This is a genomic window from Sphingobacterium thalpophilum (genome assembly GCF_901482695.1).
Taxonomy (GTDB): domain Bacteria; phylum Bacteroidota; class Bacteroidia; order Sphingobacteriales; family Sphingobacteriaceae; genus Sphingobacterium; species Sphingobacterium thalpophilum.
In genome coordinates this window covers 4151771-4169361 of sequence record NZ_LR590484.1, presented here as the reverse complement: position 1 = coordinate 4169361, position 17591 = coordinate 4151771, and the positions used below count along the sequence as shown (strand labels likewise).

10 protein-coding genes are annotated in these 17591 nt (G+C 43.9%); 2 read left to right on the top strand and 8 right to left on the bottom strand.

The genetic code is table 11. The annotated features are described in order from the left end of the window. The first annotated feature begins 17 nt into the window (after positions 1-17). Positions 18-1025 (top strand): GntR family transcriptional regulator, encoded by a 1008-nt coding sequence (locus tag FGL37_RS17280; protein WP_028068830.1) that lies wholly within the window; start codon positions 18-20, stop codon positions 1023-1025. Positions 1026-1155: 130 nt separating this feature from the next. Here the strand turns inward: FGL37_RS17280 and FGL37_RS17275 are convergent, their stop codons facing one another. From FGL37_RS17275 to FGL37_RS17255, 5 genes are all read right to left on the bottom strand, one after another. Further along, positions 1156-1443 (bottom strand): hypothetical protein, encoded by a 288-nt coding sequence (locus FGL37_RS17275; protein WP_028068831.1) that lies wholly within the window; start codon positions 1441-1443, stop codon positions 1156-1158. 159 nt (positions 1444-1602) lie between these two features. Then, the gene (locus FGL37_RS17270) at positions 1603-3477 is read right to left on the bottom strand and encodes a RagB/SusD family nutrient uptake outer membrane protein (RefSeq protein WP_028068832.1); all 1875 of its coding nucleotides are present in this window, start codon (positions 3475-3477) and stop codon (positions 1603-1605) included. Positions 3478-3494: 17 nt separating this feature from the next. After that, on the bottom strand, positions 3495-6830 hold the full coding sequence (locus FGL37_RS17265) for a SusC/RagA family TonB-linked outer membrane protein (RefSeq protein WP_028068833.1): 3336 nt from the start codon (positions 6828-6830) through the stop codon (positions 3495-3497). Between the two features lie 93 nt (positions 6831-6923). After that, positions 6924-8051: a FecR family protein gene (locus FGL37_RS17260; protein ID WP_037532436.1), complete on the bottom strand. Its 1128-nt coding sequence runs from the start codon at positions 8049-8051 to the stop codon at positions 6924-6926. 67 nt (positions 8052-8118) lie between these two features. Beyond that, on the bottom strand, positions 8119-8670 hold the full coding sequence (locus tag FGL37_RS17255) for an RNA polymerase sigma factor (protein WP_028068835.1): 552 nt from the start codon (positions 8668-8670) through the stop codon (positions 8119-8121). A gap of 253 nt (positions 8671-8923) precedes the next feature. Between FGL37_RS17255 and FGL37_RS17250 the strand changes: the two genes are divergently transcribed. Next, positions 8924-9328 carry an NUDIX hydrolase gene (locus tag FGL37_RS17250; protein WP_037532438.1) on the top strand — a complete coding sequence of 135 codons (405 nt, stop codon included), beginning with the start codon at positions 8924-8926 and terminating at the stop codon, positions 9326-9328. A gap of 38 nt (positions 9329-9366) precedes the next feature. Here the strand turns inward: FGL37_RS17250 and treZ are convergent, their stop codons facing one another. Genes treZ through treY form a run of 3 tightly spaced genes read right to left on the bottom strand, consistent with a single transcriptional unit; the run spans position 9367 to position 17554 of the window. After that, entirely contained in the window at positions 9367-11199 is a 1833-nt protein-coding gene (gene treZ / locus FGL37_RS17245; RefSeq protein WP_051606573.1) for a malto-oligosyltrehalose trehalohydrolase, read from the bottom strand. Between the two features lie 22 nt (positions 11200-11221). After that, on the bottom strand, positions 11222-13339 hold the full coding sequence (glgX, locus tag FGL37_RS17240) for a glycogen debranching protein GlgX (RefSeq protein WP_028068837.1): 2118 nt from the start codon (positions 13337-13339) through the stop codon (positions 11222-11224). Between the two features lie 6 nt (positions 13340-13345). After that, entirely contained in the window at positions 13346-17554 is a 4209-nt protein-coding gene (gene treY / locus FGL37_RS17235; RefSeq protein ID WP_051606575.1) for a malto-oligosyltrehalose synthase, read from the bottom strand. Positions 17555-17591 lie beyond the last annotated feature (37 nt).

The window sequence follows — 17591 nt, the reverse complement described above, 5'->3', positions numbered from 1 at the left end:
TATTACCAGTATAGACTATGAACGAAAACAGAGATTCTTCGCAGCAGCGTATGAAATATCTTCAGTTAGTAAACCACATACTACAATTGATTGAAGCGGATGAATTGCAGTTAAATGATCGTTTGCCTTCATTAAAACAGTTTGAACAACAATTTGGTATGAGCAAAGAAACCGTGCTGAAGGGCTTGAACTTCTTGTTGGAAAAAGGAATCATTGAATCCGTGTATAGGAAGGGCTATTATGTGAGAAAAAAATCAATAGATCATAGTTTCAGGATTTTCCTATTGCTTGATAAGATGAATATTATGCGTGATAAATTTTATCACACTCTTTTTGACTCGTTAAAAGACAGTGCCGATATTGATGTCTATTTCCATCACCACAATTTCAAGGTGTTCGAAAAGTTAATTCTTGAGAATCTCCACAGCTATACCCATTTTATTGTCGCCCCTTATCTTAAAGAAGATGTTTCGGAGGTATTGGACCAGATTCCGGCCAATAAAAGGATTATTATTGATTTTGATCAGCCTCATTTATCAGGAACGTACTCGTCTATTTACCAAGATTTCAAATCGGACATTTATGATGCACTATCGCATGTAGCCGTCCGGCTAAAAAAATACAAACAGCTCATACTCATTGTTCCGAACGAAGCTTTCCATGCTAATTTGGTGATAGAGGGCTTCCTTCAATTTTGCCAAAAACATCACTATAATTATATTATACAACATGAAATACTAGCTACTGGGTTTAAGAAGGGCAATGTTTATATTACTTTCAGCAGGTATGATACGGACGACGTTGCGCTGATCAAACTTGCAAGAAAGAAAAAGTTGCGGCTGGGTGAAGACATTGGTCTGATCTCGTACAATGATACGGATGTGAAAGAAATCCTCGAGGGGGGCATAACAGTAATATCTTCTGACTTTGAGGCCATGGCTGAAACGGTAGTAGACGTCATCCAGGATAAGCAAACTATTCGAAAGCGAAACCCAACGAAGGTTATCCTGCGCCATTCGCTTTAAAATTAAAACTGTACGAATAGCAAAAGCAACGCTTCCGCTACGGCATAGATTTCGTTCTTTTCCAGAAAAGCTACTCCAGAAAAATACCTGTCCCGTTCGCGGACATCATTTCTCTGAAGGTTGGCCAGTGCTATGAATCAGCTTTGCTTTGTTCAAACTTTTTATATGCAGTATCTAGTGTATCGAATTCGGATTCTGATATAGTGACTTGTTGGCCGTCCGCCAACTGCGCTACACGATTAAAAACATCCACAGTTTTTGAGATGATTTCTTTGGGGAATTCGTTCAGTTTTCCCTCTTCAATAAGCGATCGGAAAAACTTCAGCTGTTTCGTGTAATAGGGTTCGTCCTGCTCCAGGATAGCGTCGTAGATCTTTCTTAAAGTATCGACGTGAAAGTATAATCCACTTTTTTCCATACCATCGTTTTTTTAATTTTAAGGTTTCTTTATGAGATTTTACTCAATTGCATGTTTCGTATTGAACAAATATCAACACAACATCGTTGCCAGAAGATGAAAAATACTGCCTCCAGAAAGTTAAATATTTTCTGGAGGCAGCCTATACATCTGCATGAATTATTTCCAACCTACATTTTGAACCAGATTCGGATTTTTATCGATCTCGGATTGTGGAATGGGGAACCAGTAATTTTTGGCGGTAAATACACGTTTTTGATAAACCGACCGTTTGAAAAATGCCTTCGGGTTAGCATCGTTATCGTCTTTTTCTGTGCCCGAAAAATTCATACCATAAAAATTTCCATTTAGGACACTTTCTCCTATTTTCCAGCGTCTTATATCACGATATCGTATACCTTCATTGTTCAATTCCACACGGCGTTCATTTCTGATCGCCTTTCGCATCGCATCCTGAGAGGTAGGAACGGGCAATGCATCTTTTCCGGCACCATATTGAGGGACACCAGCACGTTGTCTTATCAAATTGAGATATTTCAAAATATCGGAATGGGAAGCATCTATCTCATTTAGGGCTTCTACATAATTCAGATAAACTTCGCCTAGACGATACAAGATGCCGGGCCGGTACGGATTCGTTCCATTTCGGGGATCATGATCCGGATGTACCTTTTTTCGGATCAGATACCCATTCTGTGGTGCGTCGTGTGTAGGACCTCCGTCCCAGTTGCCGCTGTAAAATTGGGTTGTCCGATTTTCCCTTCTATACCAGGCACCATTATACAATACCGAGATATAAAACCTCGGCTCGCGATGTGTATACATGTTATAGGTACCGGCGAGAGTGACTTTTCCGTCTCCCTGTGATTCGGCCCAACGCGTATTTCTGACTTCCGCTGCTGTTGAAAATCCCTTCTCCTGATAGCCTGACAAAGGGTCGTCTATTGTACGTCCATTCTCCATAAAAAAAGCGTCTACCAGCGATTGCGTGATACCGAGTCCGCCATTACCACCGGTACCTCGTGGCTGCGCGTGTTTGTCGTATTCCCAGACATTGCAGTCGGGTCGCGCAAAAAGAATCTCCTCATTGCCATCTTGAGGCCTTCTGAACAGCATATTCTGGTAGGAAAGAAACGGATCAATAGTCCCGTCAGGATTATACTCTACATAGAGCTTATGCCCAGCCATTTCCGCTTTCTCTATCAGCAACTTTGAAGCCTCAGCAGCTAGTCTCCACTTCTCAGGATTATAGGTTCCATTAAATATCGCTTCACCTTTATTATTGACAAACCCTGTATAGGCAGTATTTCCATTGACCAGCGGACTGGCCGCAAACAACAGAAGCCGAGCTCTTACTGCTAGACACATAATGGAAGTGGCCCGTCCATACTTTTGTGCAGCGCTGTATTTGGCGGGTAGGATAGCGGATAGATCCAGCAGCTCCTTTTCTGCCCACTGCACCACCTGATCAAAGGGAGTCTGCCCGATCATCAACTCTTCGGCTGGAGCATTGGGATCCGACAAGCCGAGATGAAACGGTATAGCGCCATAAGTCTCCAACAAGAGCGTATAATAGTAAGCAATCATAAAACGTGCTTCCGCTTTCATCAGATTAACTTCTTCTTCCGTCACTAGTTGGGCGGGATTAGGTTTTACATTTTCCAGAAAAATATAAGCCGATCGGATCCGTTTGGGAAGCTCCACCCAATAGTTTGGTTCCCAGGCAGTACTTGGATTCCAGTTCCCTGTTTGCATACCGATAACCGACCAACCAAATTGTTCCCAGCCTGTAGATGGAGCCATGTCGTCCGAAAGAGGGTCCCACCCCAACGTCCGTGTGCTTCCCCAATAGGGGTCCGGCACATTGCTGTAAATCCCGGCCAGCCAATCTTCGGTCCTCGTTTTGTCCTTAAAGATCATTTCCAGCGTTAACTGATCGTCAGGGCTTTTATCCAAATATTTGGAACAGGACACCAAGGTAAGAACTATCGTTGCCAGAGAGAAAAAGGCAATTTTATATTGTATTGTCTTCATATTCTTATCGCTTAACTCTATTTAAAATTTAACTCTAACCCCATCGAGACGGATTTCATGATTGGATAGCGCATTCCATTGTTGACACCAAGTTCAGGATCCCATAGCTTAAAATCACTGACCGTCAAAAGGTTGTTACCACGAAGAAATATCCTAAAATTGCGTATCGAAAGGTGATCCAATAGTTTTGTAGGTAAACTATACCCTATTTCAACATTTCGTAACCGAATAAAACTCATATCTCTGAGCCACCAAGTAGAAGCCATATTATTGTTTGCACTCTGATAGTCGGAAAGACGCGGATAAAAAACATCCTGACTCGGGTTATCCACTGTCCATCGGTCCCAAGCATTACTAAATATATTTCCCATAGCACCATTGGCGCTTCCCGGAATAAAATTTGAGCCGCCTATAATACGGTAAGTACGCGATACGCCTTGGAAAAAGAAACCGAAATCAAGGGCTTTATATCGCAGGTTGGAACCAAAACCGAAAACAATCTGTGGATCCTCTGTCCCCCCTATTGCCGTCCTGTCCAGCGCGTCCACCACACCATCTCCATTGAGATCGCGGTATTTGATATCCCCAGGACGTACAGGCCCAAAAGAATGCCTAGCGATCCCGGGCTTCAAGACGCCGTTAGCCACATCGGTGAAATCCGCATCCGTGAAAAGACCTTCGTCAACGAGGCCAAACAGCTGTCCGATCGGTTTGCCCGTCGAAGAGCGTGATGTGCCGATTACCGCACTAGGCTCATCCTGTTCCAGTATTTTATTGATAGCATAGGTGAATGTGCCTCGTACGGAAAGGGATAAATTATGGTTGATCGCTTTATTTACTTCAAGTGACATATCTATACCTTTGTTGTTCACCCGTCCAAAATTTGCCCAAGGCGCATTGGTAAAACCGCTAGATCCCGGGATCGAACGACGTTGCATAAATATGTCTTTTCGCTCCTCATTAAATAAGTCAAGTTGAAATTCCAGGGCTCTCCATAGCCCCAGTTCTACACCGACATTCGACTTTGCTACGGTTTCCCATGTCAAATTGCCGTTACCTTGATCTCCTTCCATGCGACCAGCTCGTTTAAAATCATTGTTGAGTCCCCAGGAATATCCTCCAGTTTCGTTGATGGTCGTGATATAAGCAAATCGACGGCCGTCGAGTTTATCATTCCCTACAAGGCCATAGGACCCGCGCAGTTTAATTTTGGAAAAGGTTCCCCTCAGATGCTCCATAAAAGGCTCCTCGGAAAGATACCAGCCAAGTGCAAACGAGGGAAAGAAGCCGTACCGCTTGCCCGGTGCAAAGTTTTCAGAACCATTATAACCAAAATTAAATTCGGCTATATACCTATTGTTATAATTGTAGGAAAACCTGCCCGCAATACCTTGATTGCGATAAGACAAAAGGTCGCCATTATCATAGTTTCTCTGGTTGTAAAGAAACATGGCTTCTATATTATGCCCCGCGAAAGTCTGGGTATAGTTAAGAGCTCCCTCTAGATACATGCTTTTATCTCCCCAGTCCGAGTTTTTCTCATACCCCAAGAATTCCTGTCCATAACTATCAATCACCAACTGTAGTTTTCCGTTTTCATCCCGGCCAATGGCTGGATTATAATAGTCAGGGCTTTTGCTTCTCACCACTGATGTGTTCGAATATCTATCAAACGAAAATAGCCCCCGCGCTTTTAACCCTTTGAGCCAAAATGAAAGGTCTTGTTCCACAGAAAATAGAGATTCGATTTTACTGGCGCTGATCCGTTCGTATCCCCGTTGTGTGGCTAGAGCCCATGGGTTGGTCCGCTGTGGGGTACGGGGGATTTCACCGGAAGAATAGATAGTCGGATGCACATAGGGCGGGATAGTGAATGCTTCTTGAAATAGATCATCGACGCTCTGAGGTGCCCGGGTTCTATCCTGCAGATAGCCACCAATATTCAGGCGGAAAAGTGTAGTCGGGCTGACATTGATATCCACATTGGACCGCACATTGTAACGGTTTAATCGCGAAGATGAGTTCCAAGCCTGATTTTTGTCACGCTCGATCAGCCCGCCCTCCCTGTAATAAGAAGTCACCAATGAATATCGCAGAATATTTGATCCACCATTGACACTTACATTAGCCCTTGAATTTCCGGCGCGGTCGCGAAGTATTGCATCAAGCCAGTTGACATCGGGGTAAAGATCCGGATCTGTTTGATTACGAATATTTTCTATCCGTTCTTTGGAATAAAGTCCTTGCTCTCCTCGCTCCTCCCGGATACTATTCATGACTTCGAGATAATCGGCTGCTCCTATAAATTGTGGTAGTTGTACCGGCGAAGTGATACCTTGCTCAAAACGCGCCGAGACATTCGGCTTACCGACTTTGCCTCTTTTTGTATTAATTAAAATGACGCCGTTAGCGCCCCGGACTCCATAGACTGCGCTGGCCGCAGCATCTTTTAATATCGAAAATGATTCAATCTCTTCGGGATCCATATTATCGAGTGAGCGCTCGACTCCGTCTACAAGAATTAATGGACTACGGCTTCCCCCAAAAGTACTGATGCCACGAATCCAAAAGTTGGAATTATCATAACCCGGCTCTCCCGACCGCTGTACGGCGATAATACCTGCAAGTTGCCCGGCAAGGTTATTACTCATAGAGCGCGATGTCCCAATTTGTAACCGTTTGGGTTCAATCGTCGTAATAGCTCCAACGACAGAAGCCCGACGCTGTGTTCCAAATCCGACTACAACAACTTCATCTAATGCACTGACGCTGTCGCTTAGTAATATGCGATATTCACTACTGGCATGTAAGGGTACTCGCTGATTCGCGAAGCCAACCAAACTCACAGTAAAATAACTGTCCTCAGGACCAAGGCTGAGCTGAAAGCGTCCCTGACCATCTGTAAATGTGTGTCTCTTACCTGAACCACTTGTGACCGTTGCATTGGCCAAAGGTGTTTGCCCGGTATTGAGCACTTGGCCGTTGATTAGACGCTCTTGTTGCTGTACAACTGGTTTACCACTACGTTTTACAATAATGGTATTATCATTTATAGTATAAGAGGCTTTCAAACTCGAAAATATGCGGTCCAGAACATTCTTAATAGGTTCATTTTTGAATGTCATCGATATACGCCTTGTATCGTTGATATCGTTTGGTGAATAAATAAATTTTAAACCAGTCCTGCTGTTTAGGTCTTTAAATACCTGCTTCATGGGGAGGTTATTAAAATCTATTGTGATATTTTTTTCCTGACCAAAAAGTGGACCGCTTAGACAAAGCAACCAAACAGAGCTGCTCAAAAAAAAGCAAAAAAAGTTTCGCGCAAACTTATTTTGTTTGCGGGATGTCATAAGTAATTTATACATTTGAAAATTGATTAATATTTGATCATTACCAAAATGCCATTAGGCGTGATTAGGAATGTAGCAGCATTCCTAATTTTTTTATGGATTTGTTCGTGTTACATATATTTTTCCTTTCTTTTCTAAATAGTTTATATTATTGGTCTGTTGAATGATATCCAGAACATCGCTGATGTTTTCATATCTACTGATCATACCTGTTATGGGAAAGTTGGAAATTGCCGGATCAACAATGACGTTGATCCCGTACCACTGTTCGAACTCAAGCGCCACATCTGATAGCTTTTCATTTTCAAAATAAAATAGGCCTTTTCGCCAAGCACTGGCCTTTTCAATGTTGTTGGACTGTACCAATAGGATCTTCGATTTGCTCCTATCGATAAAGGCCTGTTGCCCCGGTTTAATAATCACCTGTGTTTCAAACAGGTTATGTTTAAGACGGATGCTTCCTTCCGTCAGTACCACATTTTCTTCATTATGACCAGATGCGTTCACATTGAATTTGGTTCCTAGTACTTCAATGGTCTGCAGCGTTGAACGTACCACGAATGGCACCTTTTTACCCGCCGAATATTGCTTATACACATCAAAAAACACCTCACCATGGACGTCTACAGAACGGTTATTCTTGTTAAAATCTCGATCAATCTCTATGGCAGCCAAATAATTGAGCCATACCTGCGTACTGTCGTTCAACAATACGGAGAAAACACTACGTGACGGATTTTCTATGCGTAGTTTTCCATCGCTCTCCATATCCGCGAGTAAGTCGAGGGCAAGTACTTTTTCATCGTTGATTGTTGTATAACGTACGCCTCTGGGAAGCGTATCCAGAAGATCAAACCGTTGTTTATTGCCTATTAGCAATGATGGATTGCGGTTGCTGCTAACGGCAATTTTCATAGGGCTAATTGTGGTATGCTGATTTCGATAAAAAATAAAAATTCCTAAGATAATAAGGATACTTGCTGCAGCATACCATATCTGAGGGCGATACCGGTGTACTCCTCTTTTTCTGGTGCCTTGATGGACTGCCGTTCTAATTTCCTGTCCGATACGGTCTATATCAACAGGATCTTCACCTTTCCTGTCCATTGCATCATATAGACGCTCTACAAATTTTTGTTCTCTAGTTGTCGTCCTGCCCGAGAGATATCTATCGAGAAGATCTTTTAAAATTGCACGGACATAAGGTTTCCTTTCAGACATATAAATTGGTTTATACTGCTTCCTTTTTTATATGTCGTTCGTACTAGCGGGAATTCCCAAAAAAAAATTAAAAAAAAATAAAAAGGATCTTTTGGATGAGGTGTTTGAGCGTATTTGTGGTATTGAGTAGCTGATTTTGTACTGTCTTGGTAGATATTCCAAGTAGATCTGCAATCTCTTTTACGGTCTTGTCTTCATTGTAACGCAGCAAGAAAATCGCCCGACGTTTTTGAGGCATGCGCGAAAGCCATGTATTTACCATTAATTGAAGTTCTGACTGTATATATCGGTCATCAGCGGTCGACCCGTCACTGATCTCCTCAACGAGGAGCTCCAGTTCATCAACGTATTTCTTTTCTTTCCGAAATCGATCAATCACTTTAAAACGAACGGCCTGGCAGAGGTAGTGGTCTACGTCCAGAATTACTTTTCGCTCGCGTTTTTCCCATAATTCTATATAAAGATCCTGAATAATTTCTTTTGCAGTATCTGCGTCCCGCAGCCGACGGAAAGCTATTTCGTACAATTTCTGCCACGTCCGATGGTAAAGTTCGTCAAACGCTTCCTCGTTCGAGTTCTTTACCAAAAGAAAAAGTTCTTCAAGACTAGTTTTGCTCATAACAGACGATTTATAATTGTTACGATATTAACTTGGTTTAAAATTGATGAATGCAATATATAAAATCTTAATGGAAGATCCTATCACGACACATCCGCACCATCTGCAAGATCTTTTTTAACGTTACCTACTATCACTGATGTACATCTCTATTGTTATTGTTGAAGCAGCTTTTTCTGCTAAGCTCTTCTTCCAAATTTTGTTTATATTTACATATTCGCAACAATTCGGAATGAAGTCACTGAAATAAATTATGGAAAACAGAATTATCGACAAGGTCGCCCTTATCCATATTGCCAACAAAAAAGTATTGAGCACGCGCTCCAAGTCGAAGAATAAGCTGTACTTTCCCGGAGGAAAACGAGAGAATAACGAATCAGACCTCGAGTGCCTAAAAAGAGAAATAACAGAAGAACTGAATGTCGATATCGTGGAAAGCACCGTGAAATTCTTCGGTTTTTTTGAAGCACCAGCAGATGGGCATGAAATCGGTGTGACGGTCCAAATGCTGTGTTATTTAGCGGATTTTACAGGCATATTGGAAACGGCCAATGAAATAGAGTCTTTTGAGTGGATAACCTATAAGGATAAAAACAGAACCTCCGCCGTGGATCACCTGATATTGGATAAACTGAAGAGTATGAATCTGATCGATTGATTTTTATTAAATCAATTATTTATTTCTCGGCTGGTTGATCACCTGTCGACACCAAAGGCGTGCACCCCAGCTTGGAAAACGACACCAGACCATGCCGCTATCGTATCCTCAAATTGCTTGAATTGGCTTTCGCCATTGATGTCCGCCCCTTGGTCCGTATCAAAAATACGTTGCCATTGCGGCATATCTGAAACAGAAATCTGCTGGTCTCTATCCGAAAAATTCATCACAACAAGTAGGCGTACGCCTTCCTTTTCGATACGGAGCATCAGCAGACTTTGCTCATGCACATAACTCGCCTGCATCTCTTCACGCTGTATATTCTTAAATACGGGGTTAGTTTTTCGGAAATTAATCAATGCGCGATAGTAAGCCAAATACGAACGATGTTTGCCGCTATCGGGCTCTTTCCAATCTAATACTGAGCCCTCAAAAGTCGCTTGGTTCTGTGGATCCGGCACTTCATTCCCGGTATGGAACTCCGCAAACTCCTTCCTCCGGCCTTCCCGTACGGCCTTCACAAGCTCCGCACTGCAATGACTGACAAAATATTGGAACGGTTTTTTTGTTCCCCACTCTTCACCCATAAAAATTAAGGGAATAAACGGAGATACAAACACAGCCAGCGCCAACAGCTTTGGAATGGGATCTTTATAAAGCACAGTACTTCTTTCACCCAGCATCCGGTTGCCCACCTGATCATGATTCTGGCTGAAAACAATAAACTGCTTTCCGGGGAGGCCGTCGGCCTTACTACCAAAGAATTTCTGTCGATGGGTAGAATAACAGCCATCGTAAACATAAGCAGTTTCATAGGCTTTGGCTAGGTGACCGATCCCATCAAACTCTTCATAATATCCCCTTCTCTCCTCACCTACCGCCACACGTAGCGCGTGATGAAACTCATCAAGCCATTGCGCATCCATCGCAAATCCGTTCTTCACCAGTGGCTCAAGAAAACGGCGGTCATTCAGATCGCATTCCACAAATAGATAACGCGGCTTACCCGTGGCTGCAATAATTTCATCGGTCTGTTGTCGGATAGCTTGCAAAATATGTACTGGACTGAAGTCCTTTATCGCATGAACCGCATCCATACGTAAGGCATCAATATGAAAATCTTCAAACCACATACGAACATTAGCAAGCACCATATCGCGGATGCCATGATTTAAGCGATCATCATAATTGATCGCTTGACCCCAAGGGGTATGATATTTGTCTGTAAAGTAAGGCCCAAACTCCGGGAAATAATTTCCTTCAGGTCCCAGATGGTTATAAACGACATCCAAAATCACGGCTATATCGAGCTGATGACAGGCGTCAACAAAACGTTGTAATCCTACAGCCCCCCCATAACTATTATGCACAGCAAAAGGAAAGACGCCATCATAACCCCAGTTTCTGTCGCCAGAAAATTGTGCTATCGGCATAATCTCTATCGCAGTAATGCCCAAATCTTTGAGATGCGGAAGTCTTTCCATCGCTCCGGCAAAATCATGCTTTTCTGTAAAAGTACCGACATGGAGCTCATAAATAATAAAGTCCGACTGTCGTGATGGCTGGTAATCTCGATCCGTCCACGGAAAGCTCAAGTCAATTATTTCGGAAGGACCGTGTACGCCCTCGGGTTGCGAAAGCGATGCTGGATCAGGGTATTCTTGTCCGTCAATATTGATTCGGTATAAACAACCTTGTCTAAGATCTTGGCTCTCAGCATACCAATAACCATATTCCTCTTTCTGAAGCGGTATCGTAAGCTGTGAACCCAACACGCAGCTTACAGAAGTTGCAAAAGGTGCCCACACCCGCACCTGCCCGCCCGTCGCACTGCAGCTGGCTCCGATTTTTTCTATTCCCGTTTTTTGCATATCTGATAATACTTGATGAATTTTAAATAGACATAAATACAAGGACCGAACGTGGTGGCACCATAATCGGATCTCCGGGCGCATGTGATGCAAGCTCACCTATTTGGTCGAAATTGGTGTCCAGTACTTTCGTCCAGCCGGCGCTATATCGCTCGTCAGGAAGTATATATTCAACTTCTTCCCAATAGGCATTAAAAAGTAGATAAAAGTTTTTATCAGTCACTTTGGTACCGTCCTGATCTACCGACCGGATCCCTTGCCCATTCAAAAATAACGCAAGTGAACGCGCCAGATCATCCTCCCAATGCTGGTCGTCCATTTCGGAGGCATCTGGCAAAAACCAGACAATATCTTCAACACCCGTACCTCGGATAGGAATTCCCTGAAACCACTTTCGTCGGCAAAAAATCGGATGTTCGCGCCGAAATGCGATCAATTGTTTGGTGAAATTCAGCAAGGATTCATCTTTACGCGCCCAATCGAGCCATGAAATTTCATTATCTTGACAGTACGCATTGTTGTTTCCTTGTTGGGTGCGCCCCCATTCATCTCCTGCTACTAGCATAGGTACTCCTTGAGAAAGAAACAACGTTGTCAGCAGATTCCGTTTTTGCTTTGCTCTCAACTGATTGATTCCGGAATCGTCCGTGGGACCTTCGGCTCCGCAATTCCACGAACGATTATGATCGTCACCATCTTGATTATCCTCTCCATTGGCTTCATTATGCTTTTCATTATAGGAAACGAGGTCATGCAAGGTGAAGCCATCGTGGGCGGTCACAAAATTAACGCTGGCAGAAGGGGTGCGGTTGTCACCCTTATAGAGGTCTGACGAGCCAGTGAGGCGGTTGGCAAACTCACCAATCATGCTATCTGCTCCAATCCAATAGTCACGGATACAATCACGGTATTTTCCGTTCCACTCTGCCCAACCCGCCGGAAATTCGCCCACTTGGTAGCCGCCCTCGCCAATATCCCAAGGTTCAGCAATCAATTTTACCTGAGAGATGACAGGATCCTGATGAATGACGTCGAAGAAGGAACTCAATTTATCCACATCATGCAGTTCGCGAGCCAAGGCAGAAGCCAGATCAAAACGGAAGCCGTCTACATGCATTTCCTGAATCCAGTAACGCAGACTGTCCATGATCATTCGCAGAACATTTGGCTGTCGCGCATTTAGGGTATTTCCGGTGCCTGTAAAATCCATATAATACCGGGGATCTTCTGCCAGACGATAGTAAGATGCATTGTCAATACCTCTAAAGGAAAGCGTGGGCCCCATTTCGTTGCCTTCACCAGTATGATTATAGACAACATCTAAAATCACCTCAATCCCCGCCTGATGAAAGGACTTCACCATATTTTTAAATTCTACCACTTGCTCGCCGTGTGTACCTGCCGATGAATAACGGACATCTGGAGCGAAAAAACCAATACTATTGTAGCCCCAGTAGTTGCTGAGGCCTCTATCTTGTAAGTGCCGATCTGTTAAAAAATGATGTACTGGTAACAGCTCAACAGCGGTAATGCCCAAATCTTTGAGGTAGGCGATTGCCACGGGATGTGCCATTGCGGCGTAGGTTCCCCTGATTTCCTCGGGTATATCAGGATGCAGAGCCGTAAATCCTTTTACGTGTGTTTCATAAATAATACTTTTGTGCATCGGTATACGCAACGGCCGATCTTCACCCCAATCAAAGCCACTGTCGACAACGACTCCCTTTGGAATATAGGGTGAACTATCCCTTGTGTCAAAACTCAAATCTGCCTCAGCGTCACCAATGTGATACCCGAAGAGTGCGTCATTCCAATTTATTGTACCGGAAATGGCTTTGGCATAGGGGTCAATCAACAACTTATGGGGATTAAACCGATGTCCCTGAGCTGGTTCATAGGGACCGTGAACGCGGTATCCATACCGTTGGCCGGGTCTGACCCCAGTAAGGTAGATATGCCATACTTGGTGCGTCTTCTCGGTCAATTTATATCTGGCGACCTCTTCAGAATCCTCGCCGTCATCATAGAGACAAAGCTCCACGCCCTCTGCGTGTTCAGAAAAAAGTGCAAAATTAACGCCTTTGCCATCAAAGGTAGCACCAAGTGGGTAAGGACTACCGGTAAAAACTTGAATTTCCATGGTATTTTATCGATTGAATAGTATGGTGAGTTGAAGTAATTGTTTTTGGATAGCTATATTAAAAGCATCCTTCTGCATTCGCCAAATCCAATTGCCTGTTGTGCTCGCAGGTCTATTCATCCGGCAGGATCCATCCAGATCTAACAGATCCTGCATAGGGACAATAACCGTATCAGCTACGGAGGCGTACAACATATGCAGAAAAGATTGGTTTATCGATCTGCTATCGATCGATCGTCCCATATACTTGCTGATCCGACCCTTAGCGGTTTGATCCAGATCCTGATTATACCAGGACAAAGTCGTATTGTTGTCATGGGTACCCGAATAGGCAACAAAATTCTGTTGATAATGATGTGGAATATGAGGTGAACAGGCGAAATCTTCGCCAAAAGCAAACTGAAGTACTTTCATCCCGGGAAAACCAAATTGGTCGCGTAACTGAAAGACCCGTGCATCTACATCCCCAAGGTCTTCAGCTACGAAGGGCATACTGCCCATCGCCTGTTTGACCTTATTAAAAAAAATAGCGCCAGGGCCCCGAGACCAATGCCCCTCTTTAGCCGAAAGGGCGGTAACGGGAACTTCCCAAAAGGCCGAAAAAGCCCTAAAGTGGTCCAAACGCACCCGATCATAAAGTTTGCAGCTATGGACCAGACGATCGATCCACCAGCTATAACCATCTTTTTTAAGCGTCTGCCAATTATAGACAGGCATGCCCCACAACTGCCCAAGCTCGTTAAAATAATCGGGTGGAACCCCTGCGGCCATCGTCGCCTTGCTATCATCAGCGATTGAAAAATATAACGGGTTGGCCCATACATCAGCAGAATCATAGCTAGCATAAAATGGTATGTCGCCCAGTAGTCGTACCCCCCGGTCTTTACAATACTGATGTAAGCTTTCCCATTGGCTAAAGAAGATGAACTGCATCCATTTCTCTCTTGAAATATAATAATCATGGGCTTTCTCAAATTGATCAAGTGCTGATTGATCACGTTTCCGATACTTTTCTGGCCAGGTATACCAAGGTTTATATCCATGTTTTTCTTTCAAAACCATGAAGAGCGCGTAATCGTTGAGCCAAACAGATTCCTGCAGACAAAAATCATGGAAAGCTGTTGTAGCTTCTCTCGAAGCACGCTCATAGGCCCTTGACAGCAGTGCGAGTTTCCCCGCATGGACGCTGTCAAAGTCAACCGGTAGTGAAGGGTTAACTTTAACCTCGGTGAGATCAGCTTTGTCGAGCAGTCCTAATTTTATCAAGGGCTTCAGGTCTATAAATAATGGATTGCCAGATCTGGTGCTAAAGGTGCTGTAAGGAGAATGATTTTGCGCGGGATCAGTGGGACCAAGTGGAAGCACCTGCCACCAGGTCTGCCCGCTTGCCTGTAGCTTGTCCACAAAACGACGGGCCTGTTTGCCCATATCTCCTATGCCAAAGGGAGACGGAAGCGAACTGATGTGCAGCAATATTCCGGCGCTCCTGTTTTGCGGCTTATCTTTAAAGGTCAAAATTGCCAACGGTAGCTGATTAAAAATGTCGTTCATCAGGATTTCGTTGCCTTCACCACTGTTTTCAGAAACGACTTGCTGCCAGTTCACTTTATGCATAGTTGGGAGGCAAACCCGCGTATCCGCCCAGTCAAAACTTCCGGTAACAAACTTGACAGCTTTTGCGAGTGCCCCTAGATGTAGAGGTACTACTACGACCAGCCAGTTGTCATCAGATCGACGTGCAAAAGCTAAAATATGCTTCCGGTAACGGCCGGATACCTTAAGTTTAATATAACTGCCGCTGCCAATTAGCGCTGGATTTGTCTTACGTATCCGGATCAGTTCGCGGATCAGCCAAAGCTTGATCTTCCCATCATGCCGTTCACGCCACAGTGTAGCAACCAGATCTTCTTCTTGTATTGCAGCGATATCAGATATTAGCTGCTTCCGCAACGGATAATCGACCGGCCGCCGATTATCGGGGTCGACAAAACTATAATCCCAAAGTTCGGAACCTTGGTAAATATCCGGAACACCGGGACAGGTAAACTTTAATACTTGCTGGACAAGACTGTTGAGCATACCATGGTCTGCAATCTCTTCGATAAACTGATAAAAGCTCGTGAAGAACGGGCGTTCCGCATCAAGCAGAAAGCGCGCGAAGTCCTGAACAGTGTTTTCATAACTGAAATTGGGTTCCTCCCAGTTAGAGCGTTCTTTACCTTCGCGCAGATATTTAACCAAATAATCCAAAAAGCGCTGTTCAAAGCCCTCGTCTACAACCTTTCGATGTTTCCCTGAAGGATAAGAACTCACTAAGGCCTGATAAATAAAGTACTCGTCATTAGGGTGCGGGAGATCGCTACGATATTCGTTCCACACAATGTCCTGCCAGATCTGTACTTGTTTCACCCATTTATCTGCGATTGATGTGAGCACCAATAGGCGGCTACGGGCGTCTTCCCCACGCTTCGTATCGTGCGTCGAGCTTGCATTCAGCGAAAGGGGCCAATATTGTTGCCGATGACGCATTGCGCGATGAAACTCCTTTTTGCTGAAGCCAAAATTATGCGGGTGATCCCCTACCTCGTTGTGTGCAATAAACCGGTTGTACGTATACATGAGCGTATCCTCCACTCCTTTAGCCATAACAGGGCCGGTGAATTGCATCATACGCATCAATAGTTGAAGTAACGCAGGCAATGTGGATATCTCCCGCCCCTCCTGCGCATCCTTAAATAGGCTCCAAACTTCTTGTACAATCTGTTGGTCCAGTTCTGTAGTACAGGTTAGCTTCTTAAATAATCTGGTTATTAGGGCATAACTCTCTTGCGATAGGGGAAAATGGTCATCATAAATCCTATACAATGGAAAATACGCGAGAAAAAATTCCACAAATGCCTTTATAGCATCTTGTTTATCATGGGCAGCCGGCAACAATGCCGACATCATCCGCACCAAATTGTCAACGTCACCACTCATGTGCTCACGAACAATATGCAATTTCTTGTTCAATTGCAGCTTTTTGATCGTTTGTTTTTCACCCATCAATTTTCGGTAGTAGCGATCGAACACTTTCCTACTTTTCCGATTGGTAAAGACATTATTGCAGGCAGATAGAAATTCGTACCCGGTGGTTCCCTGGATAGGCCAGTTTTGAGGCAATTTTTCTCCTCGTTCGAGAATTTTTTCGGCCACGATATATGTATTAGGCCCGACCAGTTTACGTAAATTATGTAGATATCGACTAGGGTTATAAAGACCGTCGATATGATCCACGCGTAGTCCATCTATCAACCCCTGTTCAATGAGTGTGTTTAACAGCTGGTGCGCATGATCAAACACAGCCGCATCCTGCATATGTATACAGATCAGGCCGTTGACCGTGAAAAAACGGCGGTAATTTATCCGCTTGCTGGTTTCCCACCAGGGACATAGTTCATAATACTGACTATGGGCAAGTTCGCGCAGACGCTCACCGCTGCTGTTAAACTTCTGTAGGATAAGCTCAAGTTCCACATCGCCAATTTCCGAAATGATGGATTGACGGATGCTATTCCACTCTTCGATATTGCCGTTGGCTTGAAGGGTATTTATCTGCACGAGAAACCCGTTGTAGTCACCGTGCGTTTTCCGGAGGCTATCCACCAGGATGTAACAGTAGGATTCGGGACAAAGGGGATAGAAATTGTCCTGATAACTCAGGTAAAATTTGTCATGATTTCGGATTAAAGAGAGATGCCCCTGATGGATTACATCGTCCAGCGATTGTACAAGAACTGGAACCATGAGCTTTCCATCTTCAAACATATTTGAACTGAGACAGGTATCAAAATACGTATTGTACCGCGAAGCCGCGCCAAATTCTAAAACATCCATCAACCATTGATTTGAAGTATGGAACGCCATGTGATTCGGCACGATATCCTGCAACCATTTTATACCATATTGATGGAGTTTTTTTCTGATCCGTTTAAAATCATCCAATGACCCTAGTTCCGGATCAATTTGGTTCATTTCGATTCCATCATAGCCGTGGCTGCTGGAAGGAACCGAACGTAATATCGGTGCAGCGTAGATAGTATCTATCCCAAGCTGCTGCAAATAATCGATTACCAATTCGAAGTCACTGAAATTAAAGTCTTTATGAAATTGTATTCTGTAGGTAGTATATGGCGCTGACTGATGGCAAATGGACACATTTTTATTTGTATGCATAGCTTGGCTGATTTCGTTTTTATAGCAGAACAGTACC

Excerpts from the sequence above, each read along its gene's own strand:
- FGL37_RS17280 (WP_028068830.1), top strand. The coding sequence starts at position 18 with ATGAACGAAAACAGAGATTCTTCGCAGCAGCGTATGAAATATCTTCAG.
- FGL37_RS17275 (WP_028068831.1), bottom strand. The coding sequence starts at position 1,443 with ATGGAAAAAAGTGGATTATACTTTCACGTCGATACTTTAAGAAAGATC.
- FGL37_RS17270 (WP_028068832.1), bottom strand. The coding sequence starts at position 3,477 with ATGAAGACAATACAATATAAAATTGCCTTTTTCTCTCTGGCAACGATA.
- FGL37_RS17265 (WP_028068833.1), bottom strand. The coding sequence starts at position 6,830 with ATGACATCCCGCAAACAAAATAAGTTTGCGCGAAACTTTTTTTGCTTT.
- FGL37_RS17260 (WP_037532436.1), bottom strand. The coding sequence starts at position 8,051 with ATGTCTGAAAGGAAACCTTATGTCCGTGCAATTTTAAAAGATCTTCTC.
- FGL37_RS17255 (WP_028068835.1), bottom strand. The coding sequence starts at position 8,670 with ATGAGCAAAACTAGTCTTGAAGAACTTTTTCTTTTGGTAAAGAACTCG.
- FGL37_RS17250 (WP_037532438.1), top strand. The coding sequence starts at position 8,924 with ATGGAAAACAGAATTATCGACAAGGTCGCCCTTATCCATATTGCCAAC.
- treZ (WP_051606573.1), bottom strand. The coding sequence starts at position 11,199 with ATGCAAAAAACGGGAATAGAAAAAATCGGAGCCAGCTGCAGTGCGACG.
- glgX (WP_028068837.1), bottom strand. The coding sequence starts at position 13,339 with ATGGAAATTCAAGTTTTTACCGGTAGTCCTTACCCACTTGGTGCTACC.
- treY (WP_051606575.1), bottom strand. The coding sequence starts at position 17,554 with ATGCATACAAATAAAAATGTGTCCATTTGCCATCAGTCAGCGCCATAT.